The organism is bacterium, from assembly GCA_024742285.1.
Classification (GTDB): Bacteria; Myxococcota_A; UBA9160; order UBA9160; family UBA4427; genus UBA4427.
In genome coordinates this window covers 1-16,137 of sequence record JANSYR010000003.1, presented here as the reverse complement: position 1 = coordinate 16,137, position 16,137 = coordinate 1, and the positions used below count along the sequence as shown (strand labels likewise).

The 16,137-nt window shown below is 68.9% G+C and carries 10 protein-coding genes; 5 read left to right on the top strand and 5 right to left on the bottom strand.

Annotated features, from left to right (window positions below):
* Nucleotides 1-50: 50 nt before the first annotated feature.
* Nucleotides 51-3,062, bottom strand: coding sequence for an SMP-30/gluconolactonase/LRE family protein (locus NXI30_06560; protein MCR9093857.1), 3,012 nt, complete (start codon nt 3,060-3,062; stop codon nt 51-53).
* A gap of 196 nt (nt 3,063-3,258) precedes the next feature.
* On the opposite strand from NXI30_06560, the gene NXI30_06555 reads away from it, so the two are divergent.
* The 3 genes from NXI30_06555 (at nt 3,259) to NXI30_06545 (ending at nt 8,790) form a co-directional block, all read left to right on the top strand.
* Nucleotides 3,259-6,447 carry a hypothetical protein gene (locus tag NXI30_06555; protein ID MCR9093856.1) on the top strand — a complete coding sequence of 1,063 codons (3,189 nt, stop codon included), beginning with the start codon at nt 3,259-3,261 and terminating at the stop codon, nt 6,445-6,447.
* Nucleotides 6,448-6,504: 57 nt separating this feature from the next.
* Nucleotides 6,505-6,918: a rhodanese-like domain-containing protein gene (locus NXI30_06550; protein MCR9093855.1), complete on the top strand. Its 414-nt coding sequence runs from the start codon at nt 6,505-6,507 to the stop codon at nt 6,916-6,918.
* 147 nt (nt 6,919-7,065) lie between these two features.
* The gene (locus tag NXI30_06545; protein MCR9093854.1) at nt 7,066-8,790 is read left to right on the top strand and encodes an amidohydrolase family protein; all 1,725 of its coding nucleotides are present in this window, start codon (nt 7,066-7,068) and stop codon (nt 8,788-8,790) included.
* An 8-nt stretch (nt 8,791-8,798) separates the two neighbouring features.
* Here the strand turns inward: NXI30_06545 and NXI30_06540 are convergent, their stop codons facing one another.
* Nucleotides 8,799-9,557, bottom strand: a complete 759-nt coding sequence (locus NXI30_06540; protein MCR9093853.1) for a flavodoxin family protein — start codon at nt 9,555-9,557, stop codon at nt 8,799-8,801.
* 233 nt (nt 9,558-9,790) lie between these two features.
* On the opposite strand from NXI30_06540, the gene NXI30_06535 reads away from it, so the two are divergent.
* Nucleotides 9,791-10,645 carry an MBL fold metallo-hydrolase gene (locus NXI30_06535; protein ID MCR9093852.1) on the top strand — a complete coding sequence of 285 codons (855 nt, stop codon included), beginning with the start codon at nt 9,791-9,793 and terminating at the stop codon, nt 10,643-10,645.
* A gap of 9 nt (nt 10,646-10,654) precedes the next feature.
* Here the strand turns inward: NXI30_06535 and NXI30_06530 are convergent, their stop codons facing one another.
* Nucleotides 10,655-12,397, bottom strand: a complete 1,743-nt coding sequence (locus tag NXI30_06530; protein ID MCR9093851.1) for an amidohydrolase family protein — start codon at nt 12,395-12,397, stop codon at nt 10,655-10,657.
* An 83-nt stretch (nt 12,398-12,480) separates the two neighbouring features.
* On the opposite strand from NXI30_06530, the gene NXI30_06525 reads away from it, so the two are divergent.
* The gene (locus NXI30_06525; protein MCR9093850.1) at nt 12,481-13,533 is read left to right on the top strand and encodes an NAD(P)-dependent alcohol dehydrogenase; all 1,053 of its coding nucleotides are present in this window, start codon (nt 12,481-12,483) and stop codon (nt 13,531-13,533) included.
* A gap of 239 nt (nt 13,534-13,772) precedes the next feature.
* Here the strand turns inward: NXI30_06525 and NXI30_06520 are convergent, their stop codons facing one another.
* Both NXI30_06520 and NXI30_06515 read right to left on the bottom strand, forming a co-directional pair.
* Nucleotides 13,773-15,695: a DUF3604 domain-containing protein gene (locus NXI30_06520; GenBank protein ID MCR9093849.1), complete on the bottom strand. Its 1,923-nt coding sequence runs from the start codon at nt 15,693-15,695 to the stop codon at nt 13,773-13,775.
* A gap of 144 nt (nt 15,696-15,839) precedes the next feature.
* Nucleotides 15,840-16,137, bottom strand: a 298-nt coding sequence (locus NXI30_06515; protein ID MCR9093848.1) for a hypothetical protein, incomplete at its 5' end; no start/stop codon positions are given.

The window sequence follows — 16,137 nt, the reverse complement described above, 5'->3', positions numbered from 1 at the left end:
ACCTCACTGGTGGCAAGCCGGCCGGGGGAGGCGGATCGGCGGCGTCCCGATCAGGTTCCCCCGTCGAGTCGAGCGAGGCTTCTTCGCCGCAGTGTGCCGAGGGCCATCACGCCGGCGCAGAGCCCGATCGCGAAGCCGGGCTCCGGAACCTCGATCGCCCCGAGATCGCATAGGGGCGTTCCGTTCGTGTCGCCGTCGACCGGGCGCAGACCGCGTCGCTGGTCGAAGCGCGTGCACGCGTCCTCGTCGGCCGCCTCGATCAGGGGGCTGCCCGGATTCGGCAGGTGGCCGCGCGTCGAGGCCAGCAGACCGCCGTTCGTGTCGAGAGCGGCGAGCGGTGCGAGATCGAGGGACACGCCCACGATGTCTGAGAGACCGGTGAAGCCGCAGCTCGTGTCCTCGCTCGCGTTGTTGCCTTCGAGCGTCGGCGTGAGGGTCGAGAAGGGTTCGCACGCCGGTGTGCCGGAAAACACGCTGTTCACCAGCCGCAGCGCCGCGGTCGAGGTCACGGACCGGGACGCCGAGAGTCCAGACCCTGAACCGCCGACCACGGTCGAATGGAGGAGCGTGCCCGTGCAGTTGCTCAGACTGATCTGCTCACCGGCCACCGCATCCTCGTTTCCGCTCACGGTCGTGTTCTCGAGCCAGACCCGATTGCTGCTTCCCGCCAATGGAAAGCCGGTGCACTCCAATCCGGCATCCACGTCCGCGAAGTTCGAAACGATCGCCGAATCGAAGAAGTGGGCACGCGCCGCGCTCGAGATGGCAGTCGGCACACGGATTCCTCCGCCGCTGGAGTCCACGAAATAGTCGATCGCCTCGTTGTTCTCGACGACGCATCGCTTCATCGAGAGCCTCGAGCCCGACACGATCCCTCCGCCGAAGTTGGCCCGGTTTCCCGCGACGACGCAGTCCGCGAGGAAGAGCCGCCCCACCGACAGCACCCCCCCTCCGGAAGGGTCGTTCCCGTCGTCCGCCTGCCCGCCGGTCAGCGTGACGCCCTCGAGACGAAGCGTCGGCTGCGAGATCGGATTCGAGGGATTGTGGACGACACGGTCGATCGACGCCGCGTCGATGATCGTGGTTCCCGGCCCGGCACCTCGGATCGCGACATCGTCGAGCACGTCGAGATCGCCGGTCGCCGATGCATCTTCGTCGTCTCCTGGAATCGAGAGCGTATGAGTACCTGCGCCGAGCACGATCTCGGTCGACCCCGCCAGCGCGTTCGCCTCCTGGAGAGCCGCCCGGAGCGTGCACTCCGCCGCGGTCGTCGAGCAGAAGCCGTCCCCCGGCAGCGTATCGACAGCGTCGATCGTCGAATCGACGGCGAACGAATTCACGAAGGGCTGCAGCACTTCGAAAGACGTGAGATCGAGCGCGACGACCTCGGGTGAGGGCCCGTCGAGGCCGAAGGCGTGCCGCACCCACAGGAAGGACTCGGTCGAGACGATCGAGAAGGCGAGCGGAGCGGTCGTCGCCGTCGCGCCCGAGTCGAGTCGAAGCGCCGCCGTCGCGCTGCCGATCCCCTCGCCCCGGGTGACGTCGAGCTCGAGATCGAACGCTGCGCCGTCGAGGAGTGCGGCGACGACCGGCGCGGTCAGGGGTTCGACCGATTCGAACTCGGGTCCGGACGGGAATCGCCGCTCGACGACCTGCAGCTCGCCCTGCGGCGTGCCCATCCCGTCCCAGGTGAATTCGACCTGGGCCGCGAGCGAGACGTCCTCGACGCCGGCGGCGAAGACACCGCCCTGGCTCGCAACGAGCGCGACCCCGGAGAGGACGGGCGAAGAGAGTCCCGAAGCGCGGGTGCGGATCATGAAGCTCCCGTCCGCCAGCGGTCCGCCGTCGGTCTCGACGAGCTGGCTGATCTCACCGCTCGCGCCGTCGACCTGATAGGTGACGGTCCGACCGTCGACGTCCGGACCGGCCCCGAAAGGAGCGCCCGACGGCGTCATGCCCCCGAAGCCGAGCTCGTTCGCCTCCGGATTCGTCGGGTAGGTGAACTCGCCCCGGAAGTCCTCCTCGAAGACGACGAAGTCCCCGACCGAAACGTTCGGCGTGGGCATCCGGCGAAGCGCCCACAGCGTGCCCGTGGTCGAGTCGATGAAGTACAGGGTCTGCCCGTCTTCGCTGAATGCCAGACTCGAGCAGCTCCCGATCGACTCGACGAAGCGCTCGACGTCGCCGGTGTCGTCGATCCGCACGATCGCGTCGCCGTTGACGCACGCATAGAGCGCCCCTTCGAACGCGCCGAGCTCTGCGAAGGCCAGACCGCTCGGGACGCCGGTGAACTCCGGATCGGCGGAAGCGAGGGAGAACGGGGTCCGCCCGCCCGCCGAGTCGTAGCGGTAGATGCCGGTCTCGACGCCGGTCCCACCGCTCACCACGTTCAGTCCGACGTAGAGATCGGTTCCGAATCCGAGCAGGCCGGAGCCGAAGCGGAGCTCGGTCGGCGTTCCGTTCAGGACCGAGCCGAAATCAGCGAAGAGCGCCGACGATCCGCCGGTCGACGGGAGCGTCGAGAGCGAGTCGCTGATCTGTCCTCCGCCCGTTCCCGAGTAGAGGAACGTGCCGAAGGCGCCGCCGTCCGAGAACGCCATGCCGACGCCGCCGAACTGATACGAAGGCGGTCCGGGGGGCGGCGTCGGATTGCCGAAGACCGTCGAGACGCCGCTCGCGTCGATCCGCTCGACGAGACCCTCGGTCGGGCTCGCCGGATCCACCGAGTTCGCGACATAGAGATCGACACCGAAGGCGCCACCGGTTCCGAACTCGACGAAGAAGCCGGTCGTCCCGATCGTCGTCGCGAAGGAGGAAACACTCCCGGTCGTCGGATCGATCCGAAGAACCTCGTCCGAAGAGGGGCGCGCCGCGAAGACCTGCCCACCGAAGGCGCCGAAGCCGGACGGCGCGATCGCGATCCGACTCGCGTCACCCAGACCGGTCGCGACCGGCTCGAGCACGTATCCCAGCGGTGGCACGGGCTGGGCGCCGGCCACCGCCGCGCCACCGACGACGAGAAGCGTGATCACGAGAACGAACGTGCATCGTTGAGCGGACATCTTCGACTCCGTCGCGCCCACCGCCCGGGAGCACCATTGCCCCCGCGCTGCGGATCGCCTGCCGGCGCGCTCGCACGCCCCGACCCCGAAACCGTCCCCCGCGTCCGTTACTCGTGCGCAACTACGAAAACTTCGCGAAATCAGTCACTTGGACCGTTCGCGCGATTGCTAGAATCGGCGAACGGCAGGAGTCGGGATGAAGTACGCGCCGAAACAGGAGCTGATCGACGCTTCGCGCTCGCTGGACGAGCGGCCCATTGCGGTGTTCTCGGCACCGGGCGGCAGCGGCAAGACCACCCTCGCCCGCCACTGGCAGTCGTCCCTCGAGGACCGGGACGAAAGGGTCGGTTGGCTCTCGATCACCCGACTCCACCGCGACCCCGCGCTCTTCGTCGGCGATCTCGTCGACGCGATCGCCGATGCGCTCCCCGAGACGCTCGAAGGGGCGGAGCGATTCGGATCGACCGTCCGGCGTGCTCTGGTCGGCGGCGGCGAACCTGAGCCGGAAGCCATCGCGTCCCTGATCGATTGCGAGGGCCGACGGCTGGCGCGTCCAGTCGTCGTGTTCCTCGATGCGCTCGAGCAGCTGGAGGGCGATGGCGTCTCGGCGGAGATCGTCAACCTCTTCGTCCGGACGCCACCCCGCTGGCTGCGTCTCTTCCTGACGACCCGCGGTCGCCAACCCCGTGCGCTCACGCGGGCGATCGCCGCCGGCGAGGCGACGGTAATCACTCGCGAGGACCTCGCGCTCTCGCGCCCGCAGGTCGACGCGCTCCTCGCCGAACACGGCCTCCGACTCGATGCTTCACGGATCGGCCTGCTGCTCGAACGGACGGCAGGCTGGGCGATCGCGATCCGCTTCGCCCTTCGCGCGCTCGCGAACCTGCCTCCGGAGCGCCGCGACGACTTCCTCGACGAGCTCACCCAGGACCAGGACCTCCTCCGCTACATCGCCGACGAGCTGACGTCGGGACTCTCCGAGGGTGCCGTTCGCGTCCTCGAGATCGCGGCACTGATCGGCGCCACCGACGCGGCGACCCTGATCCGAGCCGCGGGACGCGTCGCCGACGATCGCTCGATCGAAGAGGTCGTCGAAGCGGGGCTGCTCCAGGGCGAGCACGCACGGCTCGCGCTCCATCCGCTGATCGCCGAGTGGATGCGGCTCCGCCTCCGAGCGCGCCTCTCCGACGACGATTGGGGAGCGCTCCACGACCGGCTCGGCGAGCTGCTCGAGTCGGCGGATCGCGGTATGGCCGCGCTCTCGGTCTACCAGCACGGGGACCGAACCGTCCGGATCGCCGATCTCTTCGTCCGGGAGGGACGCGGATGGGTCGACCGCGGCTTCTTCGATCTCGCCGAGGAAGCGCTCGCCGCCCTGCCCGTCACGCTCAAGGACGACCGTCCCGAGCTGCTCGCACTCGAGGGCGTGATCGCGGGCGGACGCGACCCGAAGAAGGCCGTCGAACGACTGCGCGAAGCGATCGACCACTACCGGCGCGCCGACGAGTTCGAGGCCGAAGCAGACACGCTCCACGCCCTCGCGATCGTCGCCGTCAACGAGAACCAGACCGACGCGATCGCCGACCTCGTCCGGCGAACCGTCACCTTCTCGAGAGTCCTCCGCCATCCACGGATGCGGGGAATGCTCTCGATGGGCCTCGCCGACGCGGCCTTCATCACGGGTCGCTACCGACTCGCGTTGCGCCTGCTGCGTCGTGCCGACGCGAGCGAGCAGCATCCCCGCGAACGCGCCGGGATCGGCTTCCTCGGCTCGACGATCCGGTTCGCCCGAGGCGACTGGGACGAGCTCGTCGACGAGGTCGACGCACGATGCGCGGACGAGGCCCAGCGACTCTACGGGCCCGGCTACTACGCGATGCAGACCCGGCGCTGCAGCGTGCTCGGCTTGCGCGGTCTCGATCTCGACGACTGCCGCGCGACGCTGAAAGAAGCGGACCGCATGTTCCGGAGCGCACGGCAGACCCTCAACCGCGGCCACTGCGCGACCGCTCTTGGTCAGATCGCCCACCGCGCGGATGCCTTCGAAGCGGCGGCGGAGCACTTCGCCGATGCCCTCGCCCTGATGGAACGCATCGACCTGCTCGAAGCACGGATCGCCTCCCAGGGTCGTCTCGCCCGCTCCCTCCAGCGCGCGGGACGCACGGAAGAGGCCCTGGAAGCGGCGCGCTCGGCGCTCGAGCTGCTCCAGGACGAGGCCGCCTGGTCCGCGCGGCTCTCTTCGGCACCGCTGTCGTCCGGTGGCGCCGCCCTCGCCGCACTCGTGCTGGCCGAGCTCGGTCACCCGAAGGAGGCGCTCCAGGCCATCGACGCGAGACGCCGCAAGCTGATCCGGGTCGAGCTCCCGATGATCACCCACGCCGTCGGCGCCTGTCGCGCGCGGGTGGCCGAGCTCGCGGGTGAGAAGAAGCGCATGCGCGAGGAGCTCGCGATGGCGTGGCGCGCCCACCGTGGCGCCCGACTCGTCGACGTCGCGCCAGAAATCGACGCGCCGCTCCTCCGCTGGGCCGTCGAGCGCGCCCGAAGCGAGGGTCTCGACCTCCGCGACCTCCGTATCCTCGGCCTGCCTTCGGTCGCGACCCACCGGTCCGATCTGAAGGTCCGAAGCTTCGGCGGTCTCGAAGTCGAACGGAGCCCCCGAACGCTCGGGACGTCGGACTGGCGAGGACGCAATCCGCAGCGGCTCTTCGTCCGGCTGCTCTGCGCCGAAGGGCGCGCGCTTCCACGGGAGCGGGTGGAGGCGGACCTCTGGCCCGACGCGACCCGCGACCAGGGCCGCAACAACCTGCGCGCGACCCTGAGCAAGCTGAGGGACGCCCTCGAACCGCGACGGAAGAAAGGGGCGCCGAGTCGACTCCTCACCCTCGACGGCGAACGGATCGGGCTCGCCGACGCAGCGCTCGAGGACTGGGACGTGGCGCGCTGGCGGATCGCGGTCGACGGGATGCGGTCGGCTGCACGCGCCGCAGACGTGTCGGAGTGCGAGCGGCTCTTCGAGCGCGCGCGCTCGCTCCGGCGCGGCGACCTGCTCGCCGAGCACTTCGACGAGTGGGTGGTGGAGCTGCGCCGATCACTCGACGCGCTCCATCGGCTCGCAACGGCCGAGACGATCGACGCGCTGCTCGAAGGCACCGGAGCCGGTTCGCGAGGGGCCGCGCTGGCCTTGCGGATCGCCGAGGAATTCGTGGCCCGATCTCGCGACGACGAAGGCGCCTGGCGGCGTCTCGCGAACACGCGGCTCGCCGCGGGCGATCGCGCGGGTGCGCTTCGCGCCGTCGAAGAGGCGACCGAGACCCTCCAACGTGAGCTCGGGATCGCCCCGGGCGCCTGGACGGGCGAGATCCTCGAGCTCGCGCGACGCTCCTGATCTGCGGCGCGACCCGCCCGCGACGAGTCCCCATCCACCGAGGCGAAGGAGAACGGAGTGACGATCGGAGAGGGCGTCAAGCTCGAGACGTTGATCAAGGAAGCGGAGGCCGAGATCGACGTGGTCGACGCGGAAGGACTGCAAGCCGAAATCGGCTCCGACGATCTGGTCGTGATCGACCTGCGCGACATCCGCGAGCTCCAGCGCGAGGGCCACCTGCCTGGCGCCGTCCACATGCCGCGCGGCATGCTCGAGTTCTGGATCGCGCCGGAGAGCCCCTACGCCCGAGAGGTCTTCCAGGAGGACAAGCGCTTCGTCTTCTACTGCGCGATGGGCTGGCGGTCCGCCCTCGCCTGCCAGATCGCGACCAGGATGGGCCTCGAACGCGCGGCCCATCTCGACGGAGGCTTCGCCGGCTGGAAGCAGGCCGGCTTCGACGTGGTGCCCTACGAAAAGAAGAAGAAGGCGTAGTCCTCGACCGGACCGCCGACTGACCCGGAGGTCCGTCGCCCCCGGCAGGCTCTGATATTCTGCGGCGGCGAGATCGAACCCCGGAATCCCCCGCGCCGGCAGGCCACGCCGCCGGACGCCCCACCCTGCACCCGGAGAGACCCACCCATGCACGACCTCATCATCCGTGGCGGAACCGTCGTCGACGGCACCGGCGCCCCCGCACGCAAGGCCGACATCGCCATCGACGGCGACCGGATCGTCGCCGTCGCTGCTGCGGGCGAGGACCTCGGCGAAGCCCGCCGAGAGCTCGATGCGAAAGGCCTCCTCGTCGCTCCCGGCTGGGTCGACATCCACACCCACTACGACGGCCAGGCCACCTGGGATCCGCACCTCACGCCCAGCGGATGGAACGGCGTGACCACGGTCGTGATGGGCAACTGCGGCGTCGGCTTCGCGCCAGTCCGCCCGGGACAGGAGGACTTCCTGATCCAGCTGATGGAAGGCGTGGAAGACATCCCTGGCACCGCGCTCCACGAGGGCATCGACTGGAAGTGGGAGAGCTTCCCCGAGTACCTCGACGCCCTCGAAGCGATGCCCCGCTCCGTCGACATCGCGACCCAGATCCCCCACGGCGCCGTTCGCGCCTACGTGATGGGCGAGCGCGGCGCGAAGAACGAGAAGGCCGAGCCCGGCGAGATCGAGGAGATGTCGCGGCTCGTGAAGGAGGGCCTCGAAGCAGGCGCCCTCGGCTTCTCGACGTCCCGCACGATGCTCCACCGCGCCAAGGACGGCGAGGTCGTCCCGGGCACCTACGCGGAGGACGACGAGCTGATGGGGATCGGGCGCGCGCTCGGTGAAGTCGGCCACGGCGTCTTCGAGTGCGCGAGCGACCTCGCTCCGGAGGGCAAGGAGCTCGATTGGATGAGCCGGCTCGGCAAGGAGACCGGTCGGCCCGTGAGCTTCGCGTGCCTCCAGAATCCGATGGACGCCGACCAATTCAAGCGACTGCTCCAAGCGGTCGACCAGGACGCGGCCGAAGGCGGACATCTGACGCCCCAGGTCGCCCAGCGTCCCGCCGGCCTGCTCTTCGGCTTCGACAGCTCACTCCACCCGTTCCGCCTGAAGCCGGCCTTCCGCCCGCTCCTCGAGCTCTCGTCGGAAGAACGGCTCGCGGAGCTGCGCAAGCCCGAGGTCCGCGAAGCGATCCTCGAGCAGGACTCCGCCGCGGGGAACGTCCCCGGCATGAACGCGCTCGTGACGGGCGCCTTCGATCGCATGTATCCCCTCGGCACGCCGCCGGTCTACGAGCCGGGCCCCGAGGACTCGGTCGCGGCAAAGGCGGCCGAGGCGGGGGTCACGCCCGCGGAGTTCGCCTACGACACGATGCTCGCCGGCGAGTTCATCTACATGCCGATCCTCGGGTACGCGAACGGCGACCTCGAGGACATCCGCACGATGATGCAGCACGAGAAGGCGGTCTTCAGTCTCTCGGACGGCGGCGCCCACTGCGCGCTCATCACCGACGCCAGCACGCCGACCTTCCTGCTAACCTACTGGGTCCGCGATCGCGAAAAGGGCGAGCGCTTCCCGGTCGAGTGGATCGTCCACCAGCAGACCCAGAAGACCGCTCGCTTCTACGGCATGGAAGATCGCGGAACGATCGCGCCGGGCATGCTCGCCGACCTGAACGTGATCGACTTCGACGCGCTCCACATCCACGCGCCCGAGATGGTCGACGACCTCCCGGCGAAGGGACAGCGCCTCGTCCAGCAGATCGACGGCTACGTCTACACCGTGAAGAGCGGTGAGGTGACCTACGAAGGCGGCAAGCCCACGGGCGCCCTGCCCGGCCACCTCGTGCGCGGGCCGCAGGTAGCGCCGACGGCCTGACCCCAGACCTAGCGCTTGTGCTCCGGACTGTGGAAGTCGGTCTTGCATCCGGCGTCCCAGGCGTCCGGCTGGTTGCCGTGGGCCGGGATGCCGCCCGCGTCCTTGAGCATCCGCGCGAGATGCAGGCAGTTCCAGACCAGGAACGTCGTGTTCCGGTTCGTGAAGTCGTTCTCGGGACCTCCGGAGCCCTCGTCCATGTAGGACGGCCCCGGGCCCGCCTCGCCCATCCACCCCGCGTCGGCCTGGGGCGGGACGGTGTATCCGATGTGCGAGAGCGAGAAGAGCAGATTCATCGCGCAGTGCTTCACGCCGTCCTCGTTCCCCGTGATGAGGCACGCGCCGACCTTGCCGTAGTCGCGATACTGCCCCTTCTCGTTGAACTGGTGGGTGTATCCGTACATGCGCTCGAGCACCCGGTTGCAGACGGAGCTCTTCTCGCCGAGCCAGACCGACGTGCCCAGGATCAGGATGTCGCAGGCATCGATCTTGGCCTGGATCTCGGGCCAATCGTCGCGCTCGTAGCCGTCACGGCCCGCGTAGTTCATCTCGAGCCCCGCCGGGATCTCGAAGTCGACCGGGCGGAGGTACTCGGTCTGGACGCCGTTCGCGTGGAAGATCCGCTCGGCGACTTTGATCAGCCCCTCGGTGTGCGAGAGATTCGGAGAGCGGGTGAGCGTGCAGTTGAGGAAGAGGACCTCGAGGTCGTCGTAGCGCGCCGGCGGCGCCGTGCACTGATGGTCCGTGATTCTCGTGAGCTGGTCGGTCATCGCGTTCTCCGGAGCGCGCCGAGCGGATCGGCCCGGCGATGGGGATCGTCGTCGAGGAAGGGTAGGCGCGCGAAGACGTTTCGGTGACGAACCGGCATTCGCGGGCGCCTCCCCTCGCCCGGACGGAACGGCGCGGAACCCGAGCATCCTCTCGCGCCGGGCAGGACCCTGGCCGTGCCGAGCCAGCCGGATACCCTGAGCCCGACCCGGCCAGCGGGCAGAGGGAGACGAACATGGGCGATTTCCTTTCCTGGCAAGTGGGCGACGTCAGGATCACGCGCATCCAGGAGTCCGAGGAATCGGGAATCGAGTGGGTCCTGAAGGACGCCGTCCCCGAGAACCTGAGAACGATCCCGTGGCTCGCCCCGCATTTCGTCGACGACGAATGGGAAGCCGCCTGGAGCATCCACGCCCTCGTCGTCGAGACCCCCTCGCGCCGAATCGTCGTCGATACCTGCGTGGGCAACGACAAGAATCTGCCCGTGAAGTTCTGGAACAGGCTCCAGACCTCCTTTCTCGACGACTTCCACCGGGCCGGCTTCACGCGTGAGTCGATCGACACCGTGCTCTGTACCCATCTCCACGTCGACCACGTCGGCTGGAACACGTTCCTCGAAGACGACGTGTGGAAGCCGACGTTCCCGAACGCGCGCTACCTGGTCGCCCGGGACGAGTGGACGCACTGGCAGAACGAGGACGACGACTTCACGAAGATCGTGTTCGCCGAGAGCGTGGATCCCATCGCGGAGGCGGGCCTGATCGACGTCGTCGACCAGGACGCCCGGGTCTGCGACGAGATCCGACTCGAGCCCACCCCCGGCCACACCCCGGGCCACGTCTCGATCCACGTCGAATCGAAGGGCGAACGGGCCGTGATCACCGGCGACATGACCCACCACCCCTGTCAGCTCGCGCACCCCGAGTGGGGCTCCGCTCCCGACGCCGACTTCGAGCAGGGCATCGAGACCCGCCGCGCGTTCTACGCGCGCCACCTCGAGGCCGGCAGCCTCGTGATCGGAACCCACTTCGCGACGCCGACCGCCGGCCGGATCGAGCGGGACGGCGAGGCGTACAAGCTCGTCGTCTGAGCCCGGCGCCTATCGCTTGCCTCGAACCAGCCTTCCGGGTCGCGCGCCGGTCGGCTCGCCGTTGCGGAACGTGACCTCACCGGCGCAGATCGTCGTATCGAAGCCGTGGGCCCGCTGGACGATTCGCGAGGCGCCGGTCGGGAGATCGTCGATCACCTCGGGCAGCTGGAGCTCGACCGCGTCGAGGTCGATCACGTTGAGATCGCCGCGCTTCCCGACTTCGACCGTCCCGCGGTCGCCGAGACCGTAGAGGTCCGCCGCCTCCTTCGACATCATCTTGACCGCTTCTTCGAGGGGGATCTTCGCGCCGCGGCTCCGGTCGCGGACCCAGTGCTGGAGGACGAAGGCGGGCCAGCTCGCGTCGCAGATCATGCTGCAGTGGGCGCCGCCGTCGCCGAGGCCGATGACCGAGATCTCGTCCCGCATCATCGTCTCCACCGCGTCGAGGTTCCCCTCCGCGTAGCCGGTGAAGAAGACCGCGAGGACCCGGGTCTTGCCGTCGGTCGACTGCGCCGCAAGCTCCACCATCGTGTCGTAGAGGAGCTCCATCGGGTCGACGCCCAGCGCGTCCGCGCGGGCACCGATCGAGTCCTTCACGTCGGGCTCGAAGACGACCCCGTCCTCCATCGCGAAGGTCGAATGGATCGCCGGCCCGAGGATCAACATGCTCGGGTTGTTCTCGCGGCTCGCCTCGAGGATCGCGCTCCGGACCTCCGGCTTCCGGAGCTCGGCGACGCGCGCTTCGGACGGAAGTCCGGCTACGGCCTGGTAGGCCTCGGTGAACGCAAAGGGATTGAATGTGTCGAGGGAGAGCATGAGGCCCGACCCCCGGGACAGGACCTGCGGGATCACCCGGGCCCCGGCCTCCTGTGCCGCATGGCACTTCGCCATGACCTCCTTCCACTCGTCGGGGTACGGATGGTTCTGGGGCGCCGAGAAGGTCACCTTGGCGCCCGTCGCGAGGCTGATCTCACGATAGAGGTCGACCTCGCGCGGAATCGCCCCGGCTTCCTCGTTCCCGCCGCCGGCGGGGACCGCCTGAAGGATCTCGCCGCCACCCTCGACCACCGCCTGCGTCAGCACGCGGAGCTCCTCCGCCGGCGCGAAGGTGCCGGGGACCGGCTCCCCGTGAATGCTCGTATGGCCCGGGAGTCGGTTCGTCGAGAAGGCGAGCGCGCCGGCCTCGACGGCCTCCTTCACGATCGCGGCCATCTTCTCGAGGTCCTCCGCGGTGGCGGGCTCCTGATCGGCGCCGCGCTGACCCATGACGTAGACGCGGAGGGCGCCGTGGGGGATCTGGGCCGCGATGTCGATCGTCCGCGGGAGCTTCTCCAGTGCGTCGAGATACTCGGGGAAGGTCTCCCAGTCCCAGCGGATGCCCTCGTGGAGCGCGGTTCCCGGAATGTCCTCGACACCCTCCATCAATTCGATCAGCCAACCCCGCTCGTCGGGCTTCGCCGGCGCGAACCCGACCCCGCAGTTGCCCATCACGACCGTCGTCACCCCGTGCCACGACGAGGGCGTGAGCTCGGGATCCCACGTGACCTGCCCGTCGTAGTGGGTGTGCACGTCGACGAAACCCGGCGTGACCAGCCTCCCCGCCGCTTCGATCGTCTCGCCGCCCTCGGGCGAGAGCGTCCCGGCGTCTGCGATCTCCGCGATCCATCCGTCGCGGACGAGGACGTCCGCCGGGCGCGCCGGCGCGCCGGTTCCGTCGACGAGGTTGGCGTTTCGGATCAGGATCTGACTCATTACGGTGTCACTCCGAGCGGGGCGGGATTCCGCCTCTACGATATCGTCCCACAGTCTCCCATCGACCCCACGAGGAGCTTCTCTTGTCCGATACGATGCGTGCCTTCCGCCTGACCGAGTGGCAGGCGCCCCCCGAGCTGGTCGAGATCCCGATCCCCGAACCGGGGCCCGGCGAGGTCCGGATCAAGGTCGCGGGCAACGGACTGTGCCAGAGCGACCTGCACATGCCGCACATGCCCTCGCAGCTGGGCGACATCCTGGGCTGGCAGATGCCCTTCACCCTGGGTCACGAGGTCGGCGGCTGGATCGACCGGCTCGGCCCGGGCGTCGACGGCTACGACGAGGGGCAGGCGGTCGCGCTGGTCTCGACCCGGAGCTGCGGATCCTGCCTCGAGTGCGACGTGGGCTACGACAACGCCTGCGAGATGAATCAACGCGGACGCGGCTATGGGATGGACGGCGGGATCGCCGACTACGTGGTGATCGAATCGACCCGCCCGCTGATTCCGATCGAGAAGCTCGACCCGAAGCTCGCCGGCCCGCTGACCGACGCGGGCACCACCTCCTATCACGGCGTTCGACGCGTCATGGACAAGCTCGGCCCGGGCCGGACCGCCCTCGTGATCGGGGCCGGGGGGCTCGGCGGCTTCGCCATCCAGTACGTGAAGATCCTGACGGAAGCCCGGCTGATCGTCGTCGACGTCGCCGAGGACAAGCTGGCCCGCGCGAAGGAGCTCGGCGCGGACGAAGTCCTCGACGGCAGACGCGAAGACCTCGCCGCGGAGATCATGAAGCTGACCGAAGGACGGGGCTGCGACGCCGTCCTCGACTTCGTCGGCAGTGACGCGACGATCGGCAACGGCGTCGGCGTCCTCGCCAAGCTCGGCACCTGCGCCGTCGTCGGCGCCGACCAGGGCAAGCTCGACCAACCCATCATGGGCGCCCTCGGCGGCAAGAACGCCTCGATCATCTCCTTCGTCGGCGGCACAGACGCCGACACCCGCGCCGCCGTCTCCCTCGGAGACCAGGGCCTCCTCCGCAACGACGTCGAACTCTTCGACCTCACCGAAGCCCCCACCGCCTTCGACCGCCTGGCCAAAGGCCAGATCCCCGGCCGAGGCATCATCGTCCCGTAGCCACGACGAACTCAGCCGAGACCGCACGGCCGCCCACCCGCGACGCCGTAAGGCCGCGAAGAGTGCGTCGATTTCGGCGACCTCGGACCGGAGCGACCGCAGGCGTACTCCCGTACGCCGAGGACCGCGCAGGGAGAAGGCGCTGAAAGCGACGTGCTATCCGCGGCCGGGAACAAGCAATACGTCGAGGATCGCGCAGGGAGAAGGCGCCGAAAGCGACGTGCTATCCGCGGCCGGGACTAAGGCAAGTACCAGATGGGGGAGGTGTAGGCGCGGTCTTGCGTCGTCATCGGCACCTCCTCCGGCATCTCCACCCCGAACTTCTTCGCGTCGTACGCCGTCCATCTCGGCTTCGGGATCTCGATCACGCGGACGTAATAGAAGGCGCGCTCGTCTTTGTCGAAGTCGGGATCCTTCCAGAAGGCGGTGAGCGCGCTGGCCCCGATCGTGTTGGACCAGCTGGCATTCTCGACGTCGACGGTCGAGCCGACCGGCGCCTTCGCACGCCCCTTCCGGTCGATCTCACGGTCGCCGCCGAGGGCGACGTCGTAGATCCGCTCGTGCTTCTCGCCCTTCGAATCGAGCCAGCCCTTCACGATCTGCACACGGTCGAGGTTGGCGCCTTCCGGGTCGCGGAGCGCGGCGACCAGGAAGGTGGGCGCCTTGCGCCAGCCCTTCGCCCCGTCGCGATCGACTCGGGTGAGGTCACCGCCCATCGGCACGCCCTTCGCGTAGCCCAGACGTGCGAGGTCCGGCGTGTGCTGATCCCCGTCCTCGAAGCCGAAGCTGCCGAAGAAGCGCACGGTCATCCGCGGCCCCGTCGTCGCGTAGGTCTCCCGACGGCGCATCGCGTCGAAGAGCGCGGCCCGCGTGTTCTCCTTCGCCCAGACGGCGGCATAGCCCGACGCGGCCATCTCCCACTCGTACCACTGGACCGCCGCCGTCTCGTCGGCGAACTGGTCGAGCACGTCGTCGGGCATGTGAGCGGGATCGACCGCTCCGTCCTCCGGCTCCGGAAAGAGCGGCACCTTCCAACGCTCGGGGGCCGCCTCCGTCCGGGTCGACTTGCCCCAGAAGTTGTCCTCACCGCCCGCGGCGAGACCGGTGTGGGCATCGGTGCTCCCGATCAGGCCGAACTTGAAGGGATTCACGCCGAGCGATTCCTCGAGCGCGAGTCCGTTCTTGAGCGCGGGGCGGGCATACTCGAACTCGTAGTAGGCGTCCTCGTGTCCCGCACGGCCGAGCGCGCCGCGATCCCAGGTCTCGTAGTCCGCGAACTCGTCGTTCGGGGAGACGAAGGGGTGGGTCTCGCTGTCGCCCTTGTACTGGGTGACTTCGACGAGGGGCTCCCGGCGCGCGCGCTCCTCGGCGTAGGCGCGGTCGATCGGCTCCCCCTTCGAGTCCTGGAGCGCGAACATGAGCCCGCCGCTCACGTTCGAGTTGTGCGGGATCGCGAGGACGCGTCCTCCGGTCTTCGCCTCGTAGGCCCCCATCCAGGCCCAGAGCGATTCCGGCGTCGGATCCTTGATCGAGCTCGTCGGCACGACCTGGCCCGCGCGGCTCGCGTCGTCGGCGATGATCACGTTCCGGTGGAGGTTGTCGCCGTTCGGCGTCGAGGTCCATTCGTACCCGATGAACGCGGTGAACTTTCCGGGCTCGTTCCAGCGGTCGGCGTTCGCGACGACCCGACTCCAGTTCGTCTCCTCGACTTCGTCGCTCTGGATCGCGTCGACGCCGCGCAGCAGCGCGAGCCCGAACTCGCCGAAGACCTTGAGGTGCTCCCCGTTCTTGCGCCACTTCGACCAGCGTCGGCCCGTGTCCGTCGCGAGCAGGACCGGATCGTCCTGGTCGAGCATGTTCATGACGCCGAGGTACTCGGCGTGGTCCGAGAGCAGGAGGAAATCGAGCGGCCGCTTCAGCCGAACCGCCTGCCCGTTGTGGGACGTGACGGTCTCGCCGCGCGCGAAGCGGTATACCTCGTCGGGCCCGATCCGCCGGTTGCCCATGTTGCCCGCGTCCGCCGACCACGCCGAGTGGACGTGGGTATCGCCGAAGTAGACGTTGCGCGGGAAGTCCTCGCCGGAATAGGGCGAGTAGTCCTCGGCGAACGCGCCGCCGGCGAAGAGCAGGGCGACGGCGGAGAGGGCGCGGACGAACGACATCGGATTCCTCCCGCCCGAAACGGGCGTGGCCCGATGGTACCCCCCGAACGGGTCGAATCGAGCACATCTCGTGAGACGTGGACTCAGGACTGCACCTTCCCTGATCGCACTCCTCGGCGAGGCGACGCCTTCCATCCGAACTCCCTAGATCGCGAACCTCGCCCGGTGCTCTCGGCAGTTCTCGATCGCCCGCGTCCGGATCCGGCCGAAGTAACACTCCGCCAGCCAGCCCCGGACCGAAGCGATCCGCCCCGCGAACAGCCGCTCACTCAGGACGTCCTTCACCTCCAGCACCCGCCTCGTGATCCCCAACGCCTGCGCCGGTGTCCCCTTCCTCCGGTTCTCCGACCGATCCTTCATGTAGTTTCGCCACACCGCCCAGATCGCCATCCGGTACAGCGCCGACTGCCGCCGCTTCGAGAACGCGATCGTCTCCCGCTTG

Bases quoted from the DNA above. Each gene is read 5' to 3' on its own strand.
- NXI30_06560 (MCR9093857.1), bottom strand. From the start codon at position 3,062: ATGTCCGCTCAACGATGCACGTTCGTTCTCGTGATCACGCTTCTCGTC.
- NXI30_06555 (MCR9093856.1), top strand. From the start codon at position 3,259: ATGAAGTACGCGCCGAAACAGGAGCTGATCGACGCTTCGCGCTCGCTG.
- NXI30_06545 (MCR9093854.1), top strand. From the start codon at position 7,066: ATGCACGACCTCATCATCCGTGGCGGAACCGTCGTCGACGGCACCGGC.
- NXI30_06540 (MCR9093853.1), bottom strand. From the start codon at position 9,557: ATGACCGACCAGCTCACGAGAATCACGGACCATCAGTGCACGGCGCCG.
- NXI30_06535 (MCR9093852.1), top strand. From the start codon at position 9,791: ATGGGCGATTTCCTTTCCTGGCAAGTGGGCGACGTCAGGATCACGCGC.
- NXI30_06530 (MCR9093851.1), bottom strand. From the start codon at position 12,397: ATGAGTCAGATCCTGATCCGAAACGCCAACCTCGTCGACGGAACCGGC.
- NXI30_06520 (MCR9093849.1), bottom strand. From the start codon at position 15,695: ATGTCGTTCGTCCGCGCCCTCTCCGCCGTCGCCCTGCTCTTCGCCGGC.